Origin of the sequence: Streptomyces sp. NPDC058001 (assembly GCF_042886315.1) — a bacterium.
GTDB lineage: Bacteria > Actinomycetota > Actinomycetes > Streptomycetales > Streptomycetaceae > Streptomyces.
Genome location: NZ_JBHVQT010000003.1, coordinates 1 through 19,442, shown reverse-complemented (window position 1 = coordinate 19,442; position 19,442 = coordinate 1). Strand labels below are relative to the sequence as shown.

General features: G+C 67.9%; 14 protein-coding genes. 2 read left to right on the top strand and 12 right to left on the bottom strand.

Annotated features, from left to right (window positions below):
• Positions 1 to 110 precede the first annotated feature (110 nt).
• Genes ACFVT5_RS06670 through ACFVT5_RS06660 form a run of 3 tightly spaced genes read right to left on the bottom strand, consistent with a single transcriptional unit; the run spans position 111 to position 1,327 of the window.
• The gene (locus ACFVT5_RS06670) at positions 111 to 521 is read right to left on the bottom strand and encodes a VOC family protein (RefSeq protein WP_389882166.1); all 411 of its coding nucleotides are present in this window, start codon (positions 519 to 521) and stop codon (positions 111 to 113) included.
• Positions 522 to 531: 10 nt separating this feature from the next.
• The gene (locus ACFVT5_RS06665; RefSeq protein WP_389882164.1) at positions 532 to 1,047 is read right to left on the bottom strand and encodes a helix-turn-helix transcriptional regulator; all 516 of its coding nucleotides are present in this window, start codon (positions 1,045 to 1,047) and stop codon (positions 532 to 534) included.
• 22 nt (positions 1,048 to 1,069) lie between these two features.
• Positions 1,070 to 1,327 carry an Lrp/AsnC ligand binding domain-containing protein gene (locus ACFVT5_RS06660; RefSeq protein ID WP_389882162.1) on the bottom strand — a complete coding sequence of 86 codons (258 nt, stop codon included), beginning with the start codon at positions 1,325 to 1,327 and terminating at the stop codon, positions 1,070 to 1,072.
• Between the two features lie 252 nt (positions 1,328 to 1,579).
• On the opposite strand from ACFVT5_RS06660, the gene ACFVT5_RS06655 reads away from it, so the two are divergent.
• Positions 1,580 to 2,149 (top strand): MFS transporter, encoded by a 570-nt coding sequence (locus tag ACFVT5_RS06655; protein ID WP_389883576.1) that lies wholly within the window; start codon positions 1,580 to 1,582, stop codon positions 2,147 to 2,149.
• Complete coding sequence (locus ACFVT5_RS06650; RefSeq protein WP_389882160.1) at positions 2,146 to 2,673, top strand: AAA family ATPase; 528 nt, start codon at positions 2,146 to 2,148, stop codon at positions 2,671 to 2,673. Before ACFVT5_RS06655 ends, ACFVT5_RS06650 begins: the two co-directional genes overlap by 4 nt.
• A gap of 122 nt (positions 2,674 to 2,795) precedes the next feature.
• Here the strand turns inward: ACFVT5_RS06650 and ACFVT5_RS06645 are convergent, their stop codons facing one another.
• From ACFVT5_RS06645 to ACFVT5_RS06605, 9 genes are all read right to left on the bottom strand, one after another.
• Entirely contained in the window at positions 2,796 to 3,134 is a 339-nt protein-coding gene (locus tag ACFVT5_RS06645) for a hypothetical protein (protein WP_389882158.1), read from the bottom strand.
• Positions 3,135 to 3,189: 55 nt separating this feature from the next.
• Positions 3,190 to 3,390, bottom strand: a complete 201-nt coding sequence (locus tag ACFVT5_RS06640; protein WP_389882156.1) for an MbtH family protein — start codon at positions 3,388 to 3,390, stop codon at positions 3,190 to 3,192.
• A gap of 56 nt (positions 3,391 to 3,446) precedes the next feature.
• Positions 3,447 to 4,061, bottom strand: coding sequence for a 3-isopropylmalate dehydratase small subunit (gene leuD, locus ACFVT5_RS06635; RefSeq protein WP_389882154.1), 615 nt, complete (start codon positions 4,059 to 4,061; stop codon positions 3,447 to 3,449).
• 13 nt (positions 4,062 to 4,074) lie between these two features.
• Positions 4,075 to 5,478, bottom strand: a complete 1,404-nt coding sequence (leuC, locus tag ACFVT5_RS06630; protein ID WP_389882152.1) for a 3-isopropylmalate dehydratase large subunit — start codon at positions 5,476 to 5,478, stop codon at positions 4,075 to 4,077.
• Positions 5,479 to 5,556: 78 nt separating this feature from the next.
• Entirely contained in the window at positions 5,557 to 6,942 is a 1,386-nt protein-coding gene (locus ACFVT5_RS06625; protein ID WP_389882150.1) for a hypothetical protein, read from the bottom strand.
• 58 nt (positions 6,943 to 7,000) lie between these two features.
• Positions 7,001 to 8,446 carry a pyridoxal phosphate-dependent aminotransferase gene (locus ACFVT5_RS06620; RefSeq protein ID WP_389882148.1) on the bottom strand — a complete coding sequence of 482 codons (1,446 nt, stop codon included), beginning with the start codon at positions 8,444 to 8,446 and terminating at the stop codon, positions 7,001 to 7,003.
• A 94-nt stretch (positions 8,447 to 8,540) separates the two neighbouring features.
• Positions 8,541 to 9,662: a 3-isopropylmalate dehydrogenase gene (leuB, locus tag ACFVT5_RS06615; protein WP_389882146.1), complete on the bottom strand. Its 1,122-nt coding sequence runs from the start codon at positions 9,660 to 9,662 to the stop codon at positions 8,541 to 8,543.
• 12 nt (positions 9,663 to 9,674) lie between these two features.
• Positions 9,675 to 10,949 (bottom strand): enterochelin esterase, encoded by a 1,275-nt coding sequence (fes, locus tag ACFVT5_RS06610; protein WP_389882144.1) that lies wholly within the window; start codon positions 10,947 to 10,949, stop codon positions 9,675 to 9,677.
• A 75-nt stretch (positions 10,950 to 11,024) separates the two neighbouring features.
• Entirely contained in the window at positions 11,025 to 19,400 is an 8,376-nt protein-coding gene (locus tag ACFVT5_RS06605) for an amino acid adenylation domain-containing protein (protein ID WP_389883574.1), read from the bottom strand.
• Positions 19,401 to 19,442: the final 42 nt, after the last annotated feature.

Here is a 19,442-nt window from a genome sequence, read left to right as displayed (position 1 = left end):
GACCTGAGCACCCCGTCCACCGGTGGGCCGCCGACAGCGAAAGCAACCGGCGGCCCATCGCCATGCACCGGCCGGAATTCCTCAAGGACTGGACAGGGCCGACGCGTACGTCACGCCTTGGGGGCCTGGGAGATGCGGATCATGTTGCCCGACGGGTCGCGGAACGCGCAGTCGCGTGGGCCCCAGGGCTGGTCGATGGGCTCCTGAAGCACCTCGGCGCCGGACTCCCGTACCTTCTCGAAGGTCGCGTCGAGGTCGTCGGTGCGGAACATGATCTGGGTGAGGACACCCTTGGTGAGGAGTTCTTGCAGGGAGTCGCCGTCGGCCTGGGACCGGCCGGCGTGCGGTTCCGAGAGCACGATCTCAAGGTCGGGCTGGGTCGGGCTCCCGATGGTGACCCAGCGGAATCCGCCCGAGGCGACGTCATTGCGCACCTCAAGGCCGAGCGCGTCCCGGTAGAAGCCGAGCGACTCGTCCGGGTCATTTACGGTGATGTGAACGTACTGGAGTGAAATGCTCATGCGGCCCACGCTAGACGGCGGCTGCGGGGACCGCTTCTCCAATCCTGACCGGCCGCTCCCGAAGCGACGGCTCCTGGGACGGCCGGTCCCGGGGCGCCTCTTCCCGGGGCGACTCGTCCCGGGTCGGCCGGTCCCGCGTCGGCCTCGTACGCACCTTGGCCTCGCACGCCGGCATCGCCCGCACCGCGTGGTGCTCCCGGGCCCGGTACGCGCTCGGCGTCATCCCCACCAGCTCGGTGAAGCGCGAACTGAACGAGCCGAGGGACGTACAGCCGACCTCCATGCACGCCTCGGTCACACTCATGCCCCCGCGCAGCAGCGCCATCGCCCGCTCGACCCGCCGGGTCATGAGGTAGTTGTACGGCGTCTCGCCGTAGGCCGCGCGGAACGCCCGGGAGAAGTGCCCCGGCGACATGAGTGCCTGGCGGGCCATGGTCGGCACGTCGAGCGGACGCGCGTACTCACGGTCGACCAGATCCCGCGCACGGCGCAGATGCGCGAGGTTGGCAAGGTGGTGCGGGTCCATGCGACGAGGCTACATGCGCTGGTCAAGGGAGTGCGGGGGCAAGACGCTTGACCTCCCGGAGAACGGGGGCCGTCTCGATGCCCTGGATGCCCGGGAGCGGGCCGATGTACCGGTCGATGTAGTCGTACAGATCACCCGGTGTACGGAAGACACCGCTCGCGACGAGGTTGGAGGTGCCGGTGATCGCGGCGGCGAAGGCGATGGCGGGGTGGGTGGCGAGGGTCTCCCCGACGGTGCGCAGGTGGGCGGGGGTCACGTTCAGCCAGAGGTGGGTGGTCATGTGGTAGCCGAGGAGCTGGGGGTCGAAGTCGACCAGGAGCCCCAGGGCGCCCTCGGCGCGCAGGCGGGTCAGGTGGCGCTGGACGCTGGAGGGTGAGCGGCCGGTGGCCCTGCTCAGATCGGGGGTGCAGTGCAGGCGCAGCAGCCGGCGGACCAGGCCGAGGCGTGCGGGGACGGGCTGTCCGACAATGCGCAGGCCCTGGGTGCGCAGGCGCTGGTAGCGGCGGGTGACGGTGCGCTCGGAGACGTCCAGATGGCGGGCGAGCCGGCTGAAGGGAGCCCGGCCGCGGTGGCACCGGGCATGGAGTGGCTGATCGTCGCCCGGCTGGTCCAGGGGGTGGGGGCGGCGGCGATGTTCACCACCACGCTCTCGCTGATCAGCACGCTCTACTCGGGCCGCAGGCTCGGGCTCGCGTTCGGGGTCTGGGCCGCGGTGGCCTCCAGCACGTCGGCCCTCGGCCCGATCCTGGGCGGTCTGCTCACCCAGGCCCTGGACTGGCGGTGGATCTTCTACGTCAACGTCCCCGTCACCGCTGTCGCCCTGGCGATGACGTTCCGCTGCATCCCGCGCTCCACGCCGAACCGGGACACCGCCCGTCGTCTCCACGGCGCAGACCCTGTCCGGCGGTGGGGCCGACCGGCTGCTCGCCGCCGTCCCGGCCGGGCAGCGGACCTCCTTCGACGACACCCTGCGCGCGGTGTTCGCCACCGGCCACAACACGCCGGCACTGACCGCGGGCGCCCTGGCGGTGGGCTGCGCGGCCCTGGTGTTCTGGCTCACCCGCCGCCCCGTGACCCCTCCTCGGTAGGGTCGATGCCATGATCCTCTGGCTCAACGGCACCTTCGGTGCGGGAAAGACCACGACCGCGAAGGAACTGACCTCGCGTATCCCTGACTCCAGACTGTTCGACGCCGAGAAGGTCGGCGAGATGCTGTGGCACGTCCTGGGCGTGCCCGACCGGGACTTCCAGGACTTCCCGCCGTGGAGAGGGCTGGTGGTGGAGACGGCGCGGCAGGTACTCGACCACGTGGGCGGCACCTTGGTGGTCACACAGACGGTGCTGGTCGAGCAGTACTGGCGGGAGATACGCGACGGTCTCGCGGAGGCCGGCATCCCGGTGCAGCACTTCCTGCTGGACACCGATCACGAAACGTTGGTGGAGCGGATCAACACCGACACCGAACCGGAGAGCATCAACGCCCGCCAGTGGCGGCTCGATCACCTCGCCGACTACCGAGAGGCCCTTCCGTGGCTCCGCGCCGAGGCCCAGGTCGTCGACACCACGGACGTACCCCCGTCCCGGGTCGCCGAGATCGTGATACGGAAGGCCGGGGTGAGCGTATGAGCGCCGGGGAGTTCCCCGCCGGAACCGACGGAGCGCCCGGCGGCGCGTAGGCGTACGCAGGAGGGCGCCTGACGTGGGATCTTCCCGTCAGGCGCCTTCCTTCCGAGACGGCGGCGGCGAAGTTACCGGGCGCCGGCCTCCTCCAGGACAACCAGGTGTCCTGTGCCGCTGAGTGACGGCAGGTCGATGTCGGCCACGCACCGTACCTTCACGGTGTTCAGCGTCAGCGTGCCCTCGATGTGCACGCTGCCGGTGCCGTTCGCGAAGTCCACATCGCCGAGATCGGTGGCCGTCTCGTCGACGCGGACGCCGAGGTCCGTTCCCCCGCGTGTGGTGGGGAACTTGACGAAGACGTACCCCATCTCGCTTATGCGTCGCTGAAGTTCCGCCGCCGAGGGCGAAGGGCCGCCGACGACTACGGTCTGCCCCTCGACGGAGAGACGTTCGACGAGTTCGTCCATGAGTGTTCCTCCAAGACTTCCCAGGGCTCCCTGACGGGTGCCGTGTTCCGGCGGGTCAGCCGGCCGACTGCTCCATCTGCGTACGCAGGCTCCTGGGGCGCATGTCGACCCAGACCTCCTTGACGTACGCGAGGCATTCCTCCTTGGACCCGACGGTCCCCGTCTCGCTCCAGCCCGCGGGAACGGCGAGGTACGACGGCCACAGGGAGTACTGGTCCTCCTCGTTGACGAGGACCTTAATCTGCTCTGCCTTCACTGACGGTCTCCAGCCTCTGCTGTCGGGAGTGTGTGCGCTGCCTTGTGCCGCGTGAACTAGGAAAAGAGCCAGGGTGCTTCCTGCTTGCGGCGCCGCTCGTAGGCGAGGATCTGGTCCTTGTGCGAGAGGGTCCAGCCGATGTTGTCCAGCCCCTCCATCAGCGCACTCTTCTTGAACGGGTCGATCTCGAAGCGGAAGACCTGGCCGTCAGCGGTCGTCACCGACTGCACCGGCAGGTCGATGTGGAGCGTCGACGATGTGCCGCTCGTCAGGGACTCGGCGATCGCCTCGACCTCCGACACCTCCAACCTGACAGGGAGGATGGTGCTGTTGAAGCAGTTGTTGTGGAAGATGTCCGCGAAGCTCGGGGCGATGATGCAGCGGAACCCGAACTCCCGCAGCGACCAGGGCGCGTGCTCGCGCGATGAGCCGCAGCCGAAGTTCTCGCCCGCCACGAGGATGCTCGCGTCCTCGTAACCGGGCCGGTTGAGCGGGAATTCGGGGTCGGGTGTGCGGCCGTCCTCCAGGTAGCGCCAGTTCGCGAACAGGTGGTCGGCGAAGCCGGTGCGGCGGATCGACTTGAGGAACCGGGCGGGGACGATGTCGTCCGTGTTGACGTTGGACCGCGTCATCGGCACCGCGGTGCCCTGATGCGTGATGAATTTCTCCACGGAGGTCCTTTCTCTACACTTCGCGGACGTCGGCGAAACGGCCGGCCACGGCCGTGGCGACCGCCGTCACCGGACTGACCAGGTGGGTACGGCCGCCTTGGCCCTGCCGTCCCTCGAAATTGCGGTTGCTGGTCGACGCGCAGCGCTCGCCCGCGGAGAGGCGGTCCCCGTTCATGGCGATGCACATGCTGCAACCGGGTTCACGCCACTCGAAGCCCGCCTCGCGGAAGATGTCCGCGAGTCCCTCTCCCTCGGCCTGGCGGCGCACGCTCATCGAGCCGGGTACGACGATGGCGCGTACGCCGTCCGCGACCTGCTTTCCGACGACGTACTGGGCGGCCTCGCGGAGGTCCTCCAGGCGTGAGTTGGTGCAGGACCCGATGAAGACGGTGTCGACCGTGATGTCCTGGACGCGCTGTCCCGCTTCCAACCCCATGTATTTCAGGGCCTGTTCCATCTCCGCCCGGACCGTGGGGTCGGTCTCGGCGGCCGGATCCGGGATGGTGCCCGTGATGTCGGCGACCATGCCCGGGTTGGTGCCCCAGGTGACCTGCGGTACCAAGTCGTCCACGGTCAGGTGGTGTTCGGCGTCGAAGCGGGCGCCGGGGTCACCGGCCAGTTGCTTCCACTGCTCCGCCGCGCGGTCGAACAGCTCTCCGGACGGTGCGAAGCGCCGGCCGCGCACATAGTTGATGGTCACGTCGTCGGGAGCGACCATGCCGGCCCGCGCGCCCGCCTCGATGGCCATGTTGCAGAGCGTCATACGGCCCTCGACGGTCAGTGCCCGTACGGCGGAACCGCTGAACTCGATGACGTGGTGGGTGCCGACGTCCGTGCCGAGCCGGCGGATCATGGCCAGCGCGATGTCCTTCGCGGTCACCCCGGGTGCCGGTGTGCCGTCGATCCGGATGTTCATCGTCCTGGGCTTCTGCTGGAGCAGGCACTGGGTGGCCAGGACGTGCTCCACCTCGCTGGTGCCGATGCCCACCGCGAAGATACCGAGGGCGCCATGTGTGGAGGTGTGCGAGTCGCCGCACACGACGGTCATACCGGGCAGCGACAGTCCCAGTTCGGGGCCGATGACGTGCACGATGCCCTGGTCCGCGTCGTTCATGCCGAGGAGCCGCACGCCGAACTCCCGGGCGTTCTCCTCCATGGTCTCGATGCACATGACGCTCTGGCTGTCCACGACGTCGATGAGCCGACGCCCCGGCACCGTGGGGACGTTGTGGTCGATGACGGCGACCACGGTGTCGGCGCGGTGCACCGGAAGGTCGCGTTCCCTCAGCCCGGCGAATGCCTGCGGCGAGGTCGCCTCGTGGGTGAGATGCCGGTCGACGTACAGCATCGGTATCTCGCCGGGCTCGTCGCGCACCACGTGCGCGTCCCAGATCTTGTCGAACATCGTCTGTGGCATCGGGCGGTCTCTCTCCTGGGTGCGTGTTCCTGGGGGACGTGTTCCTGGGTGCTCAGGCAGGCTCAGGCGTGCTCAGGCTCAATGCGGTGCGTGCGCCTTCGCGAAGGTCTCCTCCAGCTCCTCCGCGGTGAGTTCCCGGCCCAGCTCGTTGGCGCGGGCGAGAAGACCTTCCACGGTCTCCGGGGAGAGCGCGCCGGGGTCGCGTCCGCTGAGCATGCACGCGAGCTTCACGGAACTCTGTCCGCTCCACGGGCTGACGGCGACGGACGGGACACCGCCGATCCCGGCCGGGTCGACGGCGGAGTACACGGTGCGGGACATCTCCCGCAGCTTGTCCTCCAGTTCGAGGTTCGCGGCCTCGCGGGCCCGGTCGGCGAGGTGATGGGCCTTGAGGATGGCGTCGGTGTGGATGCCGGACGAGGTGTGGCTGTAGCGCTTCCCGAGCACTCCGTGCTCCGGCGGCTCGACGCCGACCATCTCCTCGTAGAACGTGATCAGCTTCAGCAGTTGGGACATGTCCCAGGAGACGGGCAGGCCGGACTCGGCCTCGATGGCGGCGAGGTTCAGCACGACCTCCTCAAGCGATGCGTTCCCCGAGCGCTCGCCGACGCCGCGCGACACGACGTGGATACGGTTGGCGCCGGCCGCGATCGCCGCCATCGCGTTGCCCAGGGCGTTGCCCGTGTCGCGGTGCCCGTGCCAGTCCACCGGGATGTCGGGCACGCCCAGGGCGGCGCACTCCTCACGGATGAAGCGGACCATGCGGTAGGTGCCGAGCGGACGGATGACGCCGATGGTGTCGGCCATGGCGACGACATACGCGCCGCTCTCGACCTGGGTGCGGGTGATCGCCCGCAGGTCCTCGGGGGAGGTCTGTGTGGTGTGTTCGGTGCCCGCGATGACGGGGATGCCCATCTCCACGGTCTTCTTGATGAACGTCTCCAGCCTGTGCAGGATGAAGTCGAGGTCCCAGCCCTGGACCAGGCGGCGCGACGGCGCACTGCCCATGAAGACCACGGACTCAAGGGCCGGGTGGATGTCCTTGCAGTCGCCGGTCCACTTCAGCGACTCCTCCGTACACAGGGAGAGCACGGAGGGCACGATGCCGGGGAGTTCGTCCCGCATCCGCGCGAGGAGCCGCTTGATCGTCGCGTCGATCCGGTCGGCGTTGCCCGGGTAGATACCGACCGTCGCGTTCTTGACGCCGAAGTCGTGGAGGATGTGCAGGTACTGCATCATGGCGTCGACGGTCGGGTACCCGGCGATGCCCTGGAGTCCGTCGCGCAGACACTCGGACAGGATCTGTGTTCGTACGACCTGTTCGGCGGACGGCTCACCGGGGATGTTCGCCGGTATGGGCGACAGCGGGCTCTCGTCCCTGTTCCAGTTGAAGTTCACCGGGACGTCGAGGGAATTGATGTCCGTCCCCGTGTTCTCCGCGGTTCCGTGCGTGTCTTTCTGCATGCTCTCTCTCCTTGTCGGAAGAGTCGGAAGATGCGTCGTCTCGATGGCGCGACCACTGTCAATCCAGCACGACCGGCAGAATGCCGACCGAGAATCGGATGTAGTCGTCGGAATAGCCGAAGGTGGAACCGGGGATACCGGCGATCCCGGTCTTTTCGAGAACCCCGAAGCAGTCCTGTCCGGCCTTGAGTCGGCTCCAGTTGTAGATCGTCGCGTCGTCGTCGAGATAGACGTGTTCGAAGAGGCGGTGCTCCTCGTTCAACAGCTCCAGTTGGTGACGGAGGCGGGAACGGCGCAGCCCGTACAGGCCGCGAATCTTCTCGATGAGTTGGGGGTTCTGCCGGAAGAGGGCGTGATACGCCATGAACCGGAGCTGCCATTCCCCGGGCAGACAACTCACGCTGTTCATCCAGCTCGACCGCATCGCGACGGCGAATTCGGTGTCGCCGAAAACAGCCCAGCCGAACCTGTCCCCGGTCAGGGTGTAGATCTTGGAGAAACTGTTCACATAGATCATCTGCCCTGCCACGTCGGTGGCCGCCGCGAGGCTGCGCATGCGCGCCGCGTCGTCGGCGGGCCGGCCCGTGCCGATGTACGCGAGGTCGGCGAGGACGTGGACACGGCGTCCCTGGTCGGCGAAGCGCCCGATGACCGCCATGAGCGCGGTGAGTTCCGCCGGCGAGTAGGCGAAGGCCGTCGGATTGTTCGTCGCCGTCAGATAGACGACGGTGATGTCAGGGTTCTCCTCCAGATGTTGGGCGAGGAGCGCGTCGGTGAGTTTGAACTGTTCCTCGGCCCGGGTCCGTACGCGGTGCAGCCGATAGCCGTATGTCACGGCCTGAAGCTCCGGCATGTTGAAGCCGGGGGCGGCGAACAGGACGGCGCCGGGCGACTGGGACCGGAGCCGGGCGAAGTGCGCCAGGCCGCGGAAGATCTTGTCGATGCAGTCCGTCGCGCCCAGGCCGAGGGCCACCTGTTCCGCGGTGGCGGTGAGCCCCCACTGCCGCATGTCGTCCGCGAGCCAGCCGCGCAGGACCGGGTTGCCGACGCCCTGGATGTCGTAGATACGCGGGTCGTAGCCGTCGGCGAGGAGCTGGCGTTCCGCCTCCGTCATCCGGTCCCGGATCCAGTGGTAGCCCTTGCCGGACGCGGTGTATCCGTTCAGGTCCTCGCCGGGCAGCGCGATCCCGAGTTCGTCGCCGAGGAGCCGGTAGTCGCCGGGACCGCCCTCCTCCCCCTCGCACTCGGTGATGAGCCGCACATTGACGTCACCGATCGTCCGGTTCACGATTTCGAGCCGTGTCGCGGCACGGTCGAACCGGCGGGCGGTGCACTCGCGTTCCAGGTCGTTCACCAGGCGCGCCATGACCCGGATCGGCGGCTCCGCCGTGTCCCCGCGCAGCGCGTTATGGCGCCGCACCATCTCTCTGCGGGCTTCGCGGACGAGCAGACGCTGCTCTTCGAGGCCGGTGGGCCTTCCTGGTGATGAACGCTGTGGCGTCATGCGCGGACAACCTCCAGTTGTCGATGCGCCGTGGGGGCGCGCGTGGGGGGCGGTGGCCGACGGTCGCGGTCCGTGGGGGGCCGGTCCGGCGGGTTCAGGGCTGCCGCAGCCGGTCCAGGACGCGCCGTCCCATCTCCTGGGTTCCGACGACGGTGTGTCCTCCTTCGTTGACGTCGACCGTCCGGTATCCCTCGGCGACCACGGCCTCGACGGCCGCCTCGACCAGCGCGGCCTCGCGGTCCAGGCCGAGGGAGTGGCGCAGCAGGAGTGCGGCGGAGAGGATCGCGCCGATGGGGTTGGCCAGGTCCTGACCCGCGATGTCCGGGGCCGAGCCGTGGATGGGCTCGTACAGTCCGAACGTTCCGCCCGGTGTGCGGCGGGTTCCGAGGCTGGCCGACGGGAGCATGCCGATGGATCCGGTGAGCATCGACGCCTCGTCGGTGAGGATGTCGCCGAACAGGTTCTCGGTGACGATGACGTCGAACTCCGACGGGGTCCTGATCAGCCGCATGGCGCAGGCGTCGACGAGCATGTGCTCGTAGGTCACGGTGGGGTGGTCGGCCGCCACCCGCTCCACGACCTCGCGCCACAGGACGGAGGAGCTGAGCACATTGGCCTTGTCGACCGACGTGACCTTCCGCTCGCGGCCGAGGGCGATCTCGAACGCGGCCCGCACGACCCGCTCGATCTCGCCCTCGGTGTACAGGAGGGTGTCGATGGCGTCGGTGCCCTGTGCGGTGCGGCGGATCTCGCTGGGCTTGCCGGGTACGGATTCCAGGCGACCGTAGTAGAGGCCCGCCGACAGCTCCCGTACGAAGATCATGTCCGTGCCCTTGAGGTACTCGGGCTTCAGCGAGGACGCCGCGTACAGGGACTCGGAGGGGCGCACCGGCCGCAGGTTGGCGAAGAAGCCGAAGTCCTTGCGGAGACGGAAGAGGGCCTGTTCGGGCCGGGGACCGTCGCTGCGGCTCTGTCCGGCCGGCAGGCTGCCGATCGCGCCGAAGAGGATGGCGTCGCTCTGCGCGCAGGTCTCGAAAGTCGCGTCCGAGATGGCGACGCCTTCGGCCGCGATGGCGTCCAGGCCGACCCGGCGCTGATGGATCGTGAAGTCGTGGTGGCACTGTTCCGCCACGGCGCGCAGCACCTTCAGGGCCTGTGCCGTCACCTCGGGGCCGACACCGTCCCCCGGAAGCACGGTGATGGTGGCTTTACTCATCGGACTCACCTCTCATTTCTTCCGTTGGGCCGGAGGGCCTTCGGGCTTGGGATGGAAGGAAAGCAGCCGGTCGACAATGGTGCCGCGCCAGCAGATCATGTCGTGGCCGCCGATGTATTCGCGGTAATCCACCTCGTAGCCCTTTTCCACGAGGACGTCACGCATGTTCTGATGTGTCGTCATCGGGTCGTAGTCGACGATGGCGCGTTCCAGGCTGCCGATGTCCATGGAGAACCGGATGGGAAGCTTGGGCTGTTCCTCGAACCGCCGTGTCAGCCACTCGTCCTCCCGGTCCGGGACGTGGTTTCCGGGCCACCAGTACGACCCCGACTGGGAAATGACGTTGCCGAACCGCTCGGGCGCCCGGAATGCGGCGAAGGCAGCCGCCAGACCGCCGAAACAGGAGCCGCCGACGACGGTGCGCTCGGGATCCGACGTGATGTGGTAGTTCTCGTGGACCCAGGGCATGAGTTCCTGGTTCAGGAATTCACTGAACGGTTCGTGACAGGGCAGTTCACGGGCGCGTATTTCCTGATCGGCGTTGGTGTGCATCACCAGGACGTACGGGGGAATGCGGCCGGTGTACATGAGGTTTTCCATCACCGTCGTGATGGCGGCGAAGTTGTGGTACGACCAGCCGTCGAAGAGAAGGAACACGTGGTACGGGTCGCCGTCCGTGCGGTATCCGGGCGGCACATGGACCGCGACATGGTGCCGGGTCCCCAGGATCGTGCTGTCCATCGAGTGCATACGGCTCTTGCCCTTCGGCACACCCTTGCGCGGGATGTTCCACGGCTGCCGCGGGGCGTTGGGCAGTTCGAGCACCGACACCTTGAACTCGTTCGGATTTCCCATGAGCGTGTAGTCGCGGGGGTTCAGGGGATCGGTCCGGTACTCCGGGAGGCGTCGCAGCACCTCCGCATACGAAGTGACCGGCACCATCGAGTCGTTGACCGAGAACAGATACGTCGTCCGCAGGTCCGATGGCAGTGCGAAGGACCGGTACCAGAGGTCGGTGCCCGGCAGCCGCTCCATCCGGAAGTCACTGAAGTCGCCGCTGGGTGCGCTGCAGAAGAGCACGATCACGTTCTCGGTGTCTCCCGGGTCCCGCCACAGGAAGGTGACCAGGGTGCGGGACTCGTCGCCGACGACCGGTTCCATCAGCGGTGTGCCGGACTCCGCGACCTCTTTCCACAGCGCGTCGACGGTGTCGTGCGCTCCCGCCTCGACGGCCGCCGCGACTTCGGCGATCCGGGGGCTCGTCAGGGGTGTCTCCGTGGCGAACATGGGCTTCTCTCCTTGTGCCTGGCCGGCGCGATGGGGTGGAAAGGGCGGGTCGGGAGGGAACGGGCGCGCCGGTTCTCAGAGCAGGTCGAACAGCTCCGACGCGTCCAACTCCTCGCTGTCGCCCTCGTCCACGCTCTGCTCGATGACCTGCGCGAGCGCTTCGACCGTCCGGTTCTGGAAGACCGTGGTGAGCATGAGCGAGATGCCCCACCTGTCCTGGACCTCGGTCGCCATGGAGGCCACGAGGAGCGAGTGGCCGCCGAGGTTGAAGAAGTCGTCCCGGATTCCCACCCGTTCCAGCTCCAGGAGCCGCGCCCACAGCTCCGCGAGTACCGTCTCGGTCTCGGTCCGCGGGGCGACATGGTTCTCGCTCGCCTGCGCCTGCTGGACGACGTCCGACAGCGCGGGCAGCGCCTTGCGGTCCACCTTGCCGTTGGCACTCAGGGGGAAAGCGTCCAGCGGTACGAAGTAGCTGGGCACCATGTACTCGGGGAGCCGTTGGAGGAGATGCGCCCGCAGCTCGTCCTGGGGCACCTCCTGACCTGCGTTCCAGGTGAGGAAGGCGGTCAGCCGCTTGTCGGCGGACGTGACCTCGTGCACGACGACCAGACACGACCGCACGGCCGGGTGGTCGGCGAGAACGGCCTCGATCTCCTCGATCTCGATGCGATAGCCGCGGATCTTGATCTGGTGGTCCTTGCGGCCCGCGTACTCGATGACACCGTCGGCCCGGTACCGGGCCAGGTCACCGGTCGCGTAGAGCCGGCCGGGACCGAAGGGGTCGGCGACGAAACGTTCGGCTGTCAGGTCCGGGCGGGCCAGATAACCGCGCGCCAGTTGGACGCCGCCGATGTACAACTCGCCGATGACACCGTCGGGTACCGGCGACATCGCCTCGTTCAGGATGTACAGCCGCGTGTTCGCCACCGGACGGCCGATGGGTACCGTGCTCGCGCCGGGATCGTCCCCGCACTCCCAGAAGCTGACGTCGACCGACGCCTCCGTGGGCCCGTACAGATTGTGCAGCCGGGTGTTCGGCAGGGTCCGCCGGAACTCTTCCTGGACCTCCAGGGGCAGCGCCTCACCGCTGCACACCACGTGCCGAACGCCCCGGCACTGCTCGGCCACCGTCTGCTGTTGCAGGAGGGCTTGGAGCATCGAGGGCACGAAGTGCAGGACGCCGATGCCCTGTCGCTCGATCAGCTCGGCCAGGTAGGCGGGGTCCCGGTGCCCCTCGGGCCGTGCGACATGCAGGTGCGCTCCGGCGATCAGGGGCCAGAAGAACTCCCACACGGACACGTCGAAGCTGTACGGGGTCTTCTGGAGGACGCGGTCGTGCTCCTGGAGGCCGTACGCGTCCTGCATCCACAGCAGCCGATTGCAGATGCCGCGGTGCGACAGCATCGCGCCCTTGGGCCTGCCGGTGGAGCCGGAGGTGTAGATCACGTAGGCCAGGTTGTCCGGGCTCACGGCCACGTCCAGCGGGTCGGGGCTCGCGTCCAGCCAGGAGGTGTCGCCGCCGTCGAGTTCGATGAGCGGGATGTCCCGGCCGGCGAGGTCGGTGACCCGGTCCCTGGTGCCGGGTTGCACGAGCGCGAACTCGACCCGGGCGTCCTCGGCCATGAAGGCGAGCCGGTCCTGCGGGTAGTCGGGGTCCAGCGGCAGATAGGCGCCGCCGGCCTTGAGGACGGCGAGCAGCCCGGTCACCAGGTCGAGGGAACGGTGCATGCACACACCGACGCGGGTCTCCGGACCCACACCGTGGTCGCGGAGGGTCCGTGCCAGCCGGTTGGCACGCCGGTCCAGTTCGCCGTAGCTGAGCTGCTGGTCCTCGTACGACAGCGCGATCCGGTCGGGTGAGCGGCGGACCTGCTCCGCGAAGAGTTCGTGCAGGCACACGGGCCGCAACGCACGGTCGTCGCGGGTGGCGTTGCGTGTGTCAGCGATCCGTGCGCGTTCCGGTTCGGAGAGCAGCGGGAGGCGGGCGACGGGGGTTTCCGGTGCGGCGAGTGCCGCCTGGAGCAGGTTCCGCAGGTGTTCGCCCATACCGGCGACGGTGTCCCGCTCGAAAAGGTTGGTGCTGTACTCGAACGTGTACTGCAAGTCGCCGTCGCGCCGCTGGATGCTGAGGCCCAGGTCGAACTTGGCAACGCCGATGCCGTCGTCCGTCACATCGTGGATCCAGGCGGGCTGGTCCCGCGTCCCGGGCAGGTCCTCGAAGAGCTTGTCGAGGCCGGTGAACATCACCTGGAACACGGGTCCGTAGCTCAGGCTCCGCTCGGGCTTCAACTCCTCGACGATGCGGTCGAACGGCACCTCCTGATGGCTCTGTGCCTCCAGCAGGCGCCAGCGGACCTGCTTCAGCACATCGGAGAAGTCCGGGTCGCCCGACAGGTCCACACACAGGGCGATCGTGTTGACGAGGAACCCGATCATCGGCTCGGTCTCGATACGGCCCCGGCCCGCGACCGGGATACCGATGACCACCTTGTCCTGGCCGCTGTACTGCGAGAGCAGCACGGCGAAGGCACTGAGCAGGGTCACGAAGTGGGTGGTCCGGTGCTCGCCGCTCACGGTACTGATCCGCTCGCCGATCTCCGGCGGCAGGGAACAGGTGAGGTTGGCGCCCTCGTAGTTCTGGACCGCGGGGCGGGGATGGTCGGTCGGCAGCGAGATCAGCGCGGGCGCGTCCGCCAACTGCTCCTTCCAGTACTGGAGATGGGGCCGCAGCCGTTCCTCGTCGAGCCACTGCTGCTGCCAGACCGCGTAGTCGGCGTACTGGACGGCCGGCGGCTCCGGTGTGAAGGAGCCGTCCTCGCCGAGGGCGTCGTAGATCCGCAGCAGTTCCTCGTTGAGGATGCGGACCGAGTACCCGTCGAAGATGGCGTGATGGGCGCTGAAGGCGAGGAGTGCTTCGCCGTCGGACAGGTGGACGAGCAGGGTGCGGAACAGTGGTCCCTCGGTGAGGTCGAAGTTCCGCAACCACAGCTCGCGGGTGACGGCCTTCACCGACTCCGGCCGCCGCTCCGGAGGCTGCTGCGTCAGGTCGGCCTCGGTGAGGACCACGGTCCCGTTCTCGGCGATCTCCTGCCACACCCGCCCCTGGCGCTCACGGAAGGTGGTGCGCAGGATTTCGTGGCGCGCGATCAGCGCTTCGAGGGCGCGCCGGAGCCTGGCCGGGTCCACCGCGGCGGGCCGGTGCAGGAGCCAGCCCACCGTGTAGAGAGAGCTGTCCGGGTGCAGGCGGTCCATGTACCAGAGCCGCTGCTGGTCGAACGTCGCGGGAATCGGTTCGTCGCGCGGTACGGGGACGAGGGGGACGGCGGGGTACGGCTGCTGTTCGCTCAGCCGACCGTCGAGTTCGGTGGCGACCTGGGAGAGCGTCGGCTGCTCGAACAGCACCCGGACCGGCAGCTCGACACCCAACGTCTGCTGGATGCGGGCCACCACCTTCACCGCGAGCAGGGAGTGCCCGCCCAGGGTGAAGAAGTCGTCGTAGACGCCGATGGGTCCCTGGCCGAGCACCTCCTCCCAGATCTCGGCGAGCCGTGCCTCGGTCGCCGTCCGGGGCAGCCCGTTCGCGTCCGGCGCGGGCGTCGCGCTCTCCTCGGGCAGGGGGAGCGCCTTGCGGTTCAGCTTGCCGTTGCCGGTGAGCGGCAGTTCGCGGAGGTGCACGAAGGCCGAAGGCACCATGTACGAGGGCAGTTGCTCCCTCAGATGCGCCCGCAGATGCTCCCGGAGTACGTCGGTGGCCTCCGGGGTGTCTTCGCCGTGCGCCACCACATAGGCGACCAGGCGCTTGCTCGGGCCGTCCGGCTGGGCGAGCACGGCGCACTGGTCCACCAGCGGGTGCTGGTCGAGTACGGACTCGATCTCGCCCAGCTCGATCCGGAAGCCTCGGATCTTCACCTGGCCGTCGATGCGCTCGATGAACTCGATGTTCCCGTCGGGGAGATGCCGGACCAGGTCCCCGCTGCGGTAGAGCCGGCTGCCCGGCTCGTCGCCGAACGGGTCCGCGACGAAGGACTCGGCGGTGAGGTCGGGACGGTTCATATAGCCCCGGGTCACGCCGACACCGCCGATGTACAGCTCGCCGGGCACGCCGGGCGGCACGGGCTGGAGGTACGGGTCGAGGACGTAGAGCCGGACGTTGGTGATCGGCCCGCCGAGGTGGATCAGGTCCAGGTGCTCGTCGGTGAGGGTGCCGGTGGCGAAGATGGTGGACTCGGTCGGCCCGTAGACATTGAAGAAGGTACGGCCCGGCGCCCAGGTCCGGATGAGGTCGGCCGAGTACGCCTCACCGCCGACGACCAGGGTGCGCAGGTGCGGCAGCGGATCGTCCGTCGGCAGGGTGGCCAGGGCGCCCGGAGTGAAGTTCAGGCTCTCGATGGCCCGCTCGGACAGCATTCCCTGGAGGTCGCTGCCGATCATGCGGACGCCGGGTGCGGGAATGTGGAGGGTGCCGCCCGACACGAGCGGCAGCAGGATCTCCCAGACGGAGAAGTCGAAGCTCGTGGACGCGACTTGGAGTACGTTCTGCCGCCGGTCGAAGCACGCGTTGCGGCGGATCCACGGCACCACGTGCTGAAGACACCGATGGGCGACCATTACACCCTTCGGCCGACCCGTCGACCCCGACGTGTAGATGATGTACGCCAGGTGTTCCGGGGTGAGTTCCGTGGTCGGCGCGGTCTTCGGCTGGGAGGCGACGGCGGACCACTCGGAGTCCAGGCAGAGCGTCGTCAGGTCTCCGGCCGCCGGCAGCTCCGGCGATCTCGACAGTCTCGGCAGCTTCGGCAGCAGGTGCGATTGCGTCAGCATCAGGTGTATCCGCGCGTCCTCGACCACGTACGTCATACGGTCGAGGGGATACCGGGGGTCGATCGGGACGTAGGCGCCGCCTGCCTTGAGGATGCCCAGCAGGCCGACGATGCCTTCCAGCGAGCGGTCCAGACACAGCCCGACCAGGACCTCGGGCCGGACACCGCGGTCCCTCAGCCAGTGGGCGAGTTGGTTGGCGCGGCTGTCGAGTTCGGCGTAGGTGAGGTGCTGGTCCTCGTGGACCACCGCGACCGAGTCGGGGGTCTCGCGCGCCTGCTCCTCGACGAGTTGGTGGAAGAAGGCGGCCTCGACGGGCGACGTGGTGTCGACGCTCCACTCGTCCAGCGCCCTAGCGCGTTCGGCGCCGGTGAGAACGGGCACCTGGGCCAGGCTGCGCCGCGGCTCCGCCACCAACGCGAGGCAGATCTGCCGCAGATGCGCGAGCATCGCCTTGACCGTCGGTTCGTCGAACCGCCGTGTGTCGTAGAGGATGTTGATGCCGATCCGCTTGCCGACGGTGACCGCGGTGTTGATCGGGTAGTGGGTCTGCTCCTGTGAACCCAGCGCCTCCAGGCGCAGCGCCGCGTCGCCGTTCTCGTCCTCCGGGTAGTTCTCGAAGACGAAGAGGCTCTCGAAGAGGGGGGCGCCGGCGGGAAGTCCGCTCGCTCGCTGGACCGTGCTCAGCGGGCTGTATTCGAACTGGCGCATCCGCACGCTCTGCTCCTGGAGGGCGTGCAACCAGGCCAGTACGGAGCTGTCGTCGGGCATCCGCACGCGGAGGGGAAGCGTGTTGATGAAGAGGCCGATCATCCGCTCGATGCCTTCGACCTCGGAGGGGCGTCCCGACACGACGGTGCCGAAGACGACGTCGTCCCTGCCGGTGTAGCGGCCTAGCAGGATCGCCCAGCAGCCCTGGAGGACGGTGTTGAGGGTGAGGCGGTGCTGCTGGGCCATGCTGTGCAGTTCCGCGGTCTCCGACTCGGTGAGGAACGTGTCGGCCCAGGCGTAGGAGGCCGGATCGCCCGAAGTGCCGTTCGCGGTACCGCCGAGGTTGAGGGGGGTGGGCTCCTCGAAGCCGTCCAGTGTGTCGCGCCAGTAGGTCTCGGCCTGTTCGAGGTCCTGTTCCTTGAGCCAGGACACGTAGTCGCGGTAGGGCCGCGGGGGTGTCTGCTCCAGGTGGTGTCCTTGGGTGATGGCTCCGTACTCCTGGACGGCGTCGTTGAGGATCAGGCTGATGCTCCAGCCGTCCAGGATGCTGTGGTGGGCGCTCCACACGAGTTGGTGGCGGTCGTCCGCGGTGCGGGCGAGGAGCATGCGCCACTGGGGTGTGTCGTGCGGGTCGAAGCCACGTGCGCGGTCCTGCTGTAGGTAGGTGTCCAGGAGGTTCTGCTGGTCCGTGTCACTGTGGGAGCGCCAGTCCTCGATCTGGAGGGGGACGGGGAGGTCGGCCCAGACCAGTTGGAGGGCTTCGTTGTCCCCGGTCGTCCAGAAGCTGGTCCGCAGGATCGAGTGGCGGTGCATGACCCGCGCCCAGCTCTCCCGGAACGCCTCGACGTCCAGCTCCTGATCGATCCGCAACACGTTCTGGACGTGGTACGTGCCCTCGCCGGGTGCGTACTGGCTCTGGAACCACATGCCCTGTTGGACGGGTGTCTGCGGGTAGCAGTCCTCCAGGGGACGGGGGTGGCTGCCGGCTTGCCATGAGGGGAGCGTGCGCAGACGGCTGACGACGTCGTTGATCTGGTCCTGGGTCAGTCCGCTCAGGGGGAGGTCGGAGGGGCTGTAACCGATGGCGTCCGGGCGCTTCGCCTCGTCGGCCAGCCGCCGGAGCACATCGAGTGTGTCCTCGGCGACCCGCCGGATCGTCTCCTCCTCGTGAGCGGCACCGCTGTACGTCCACTCCATGTGGAGTTCGCCGTCCTGGACGTGACTGACGATGTCGAGGAGATACGGGCGTGTGTTGGCGGGATCCCAGTCGGCACCGGCGCTGCCGGATGAGGCGGCGAAACTGCCGGAGAAGGAGCTGTCGAACTGGCCCAGGTAGTTGAAGCTGATTTGGGCGGAGTGGTTTGGCGGGGTGGCGGTGGCGGTGGCGGTTCCAGCGTTGGCGCTGGCGTTCGTGTCAGTGTCGGTGCCGGTGGGGCTGTGGGCCAGGAGGCCGTATCCGATGCCCTCCCTGGGCCGGGCCCGCAGCAACTCCTTGACCCGCTTCAGACCATCCGCCAGACCTGCCCGCGACGGCACCGGCAGCCGCAACGGCGAGATCGTCGTGAACCAACCCGTCGTACGCGACACATCGACGTCCTCGAACAGGTCCACACGACCGTGACCCTCGACATCGACCCGCACATGGTCATCACCCGTCCACGCACCGAGCGCCGACGCCACACCCGTCAACAGGACATCATTGATCCGCGTGTTGAAAGCCGCCGGAACATCCCGCAGCAACCCACGCGTCTCCTCCGCTCCGAGCACGGCCTGGTACACACGGCTGGCCGCAACGGTGTTGTCGTCACCCGAACCGTCAGCGGCACCGTCCACGGGCAAGGCCCGAACCGGCGCTCCCGCCTGCTCGGTCCAGTACGCCTCTTCGCTCGCGGTCGTCGTGCTCTGCGCCTCTTCTTCCAGCCGTGCGGCCCACTGCTGCCAGGAACTCGACTTCGCCGGCAGCACCAAGTCGCGGCCCTGTGACGCCTGTTCGGTGAGTGTGCCGAGGTCTTCCAGAAGGATTCGCCACGACACCACATCGACCACGAGGTGATGCGCCACCAACAACAAACGGTCCTTGCTGCCACCGAGACCGGTGAACAACACGGCACGGAACAAGGGCCCCTCGGACAGGCTCAAACTCCGCTGAGTCGCTTCGGCGACCTCCAACAGCCGTGCCTCGCGCTCACCCGGCGGAACCAGCGACAGGTCACACACCTTCCACGGCAGTGTTTCGGGCATGCCGGTCAACTCCGATTGCCACTCACCATCCGGCCCTCGCAGGAAACGCGCCCGCAACCCGTCATGCTGCTCCAACAGACGCCCCACCACCCCCTCCCACAAACCCGACACGGACCCCGACCCCAGCCCCGCATCCACCTCCACCACCAACGACTGATTGAAATGCTCCGCCCGCACCAACCCCTGTGCGAAGAACCACCGCTGAACCGGCGTCAGCTCCACCGCACCCGTCACCAAACCCTGCTCCGCCACCACCCGCGCCACATCACGCCGCTCCACCACCGGCGCCAACTCAGCAATCGACTGAAACTCAAACAACTGCTTCACCGAAAAATACAAACCCAACTGCTTCGCCCGGAAAATCACCTGAAGACTCAAAATCGAATCCCCACCCAAAGCAAAGAAATTATCCCGCACACCCACCGGCCGATCGACCCCGAGTACCGCACGCCAAATCCGCGCCAACTCCCCCTCCACCACCGAACGCGGCGCCACAAACTCACCCTCACCCGCCGCATACTCCTCCCACGAAACCGCCGCCAAAGCCTTCCGATCCACCTTCCCATTCGGACTCAACGGCAGAACATCCAACGGAACAAAAACACCCGGCACCATATACACCGGCAATCGCTCCCCCACAAACGCCTGCAACACCTCCCCCGCCACCACCTCACGACACACCACATACGCCACCAACCGCTTCCGCCCACCCTCCCCATGCAC

Bases quoted from the DNA above. Each gene is read 5' to 3' on its own strand.
- ACFVT5_RS06665 (WP_389882164.1), bottom strand. From the start codon at position 1,047: ATGGACCCGCACCACCTTGCCAACCTCGCGCATCTGCGCCGTGCGCGG.
- ACFVT5_RS06655 (WP_389883576.1), top strand. From the start codon at position 1,580: ATGGCGGGCGAGCCGGCTGAAGGGAGCCCGGCCGCGGTGGCACCGGGC.
- ACFVT5_RS06650 (WP_389882160.1), top strand. From the start codon at position 2,146: ATGATCCTCTGGCTCAACGGCACCTTCGGTGCGGGAAAGACCACGACC.
- ACFVT5_RS06660 (WP_389882162.1), bottom strand. From the start codon at position 1,327: ATGACCACCCACCTCTGGCTGAACGTGACCCCCGCCCACCTGCGCACC.
- ACFVT5_RS06620 (WP_389882148.1), bottom strand. From the start codon at position 8,446: ATGACGCCACAGCGTTCATCACCAGGAAGGCCCACCGGCCTCGAAGAG.
- ACFVT5_RS06670 (WP_389882166.1), bottom strand. From the start codon at position 521: ATGAGCATTTCACTCCAGTACGTTCACATCACCGTAAATGACCCGGAC.
- ACFVT5_RS06625 (WP_389882150.1), bottom strand. From the start codon at position 6,942: ATGCAGAAAGACACGCACGGAACCGCGGAGAACACGGGGACGGACATC.
- leuC (WP_389882152.1), bottom strand. From the start codon at position 5,478: ATGCCACAGACGATGTTCGACAAGATCTGGGACGCGCACGTGGTGCGC.
- fes (WP_389882144.1), bottom strand. From the start codon at position 10,949: ATGTTCGCCACGGAGACACCCCTGACGAGCCCCCGGATCGCCGAAGTC.
- ACFVT5_RS06645 (WP_389882158.1), bottom strand. From the start codon at position 3,134: ATGGACGAACTCGTCGAACGTCTCTCCGTCGAGGGGCAGACCGTAGTC.
- leuB (WP_389882146.1), bottom strand. From the start codon at position 9,662: ATGAGTAAAGCCACCATCACCGTGCTTCCGGGGGACGGTGTCGGCCCC.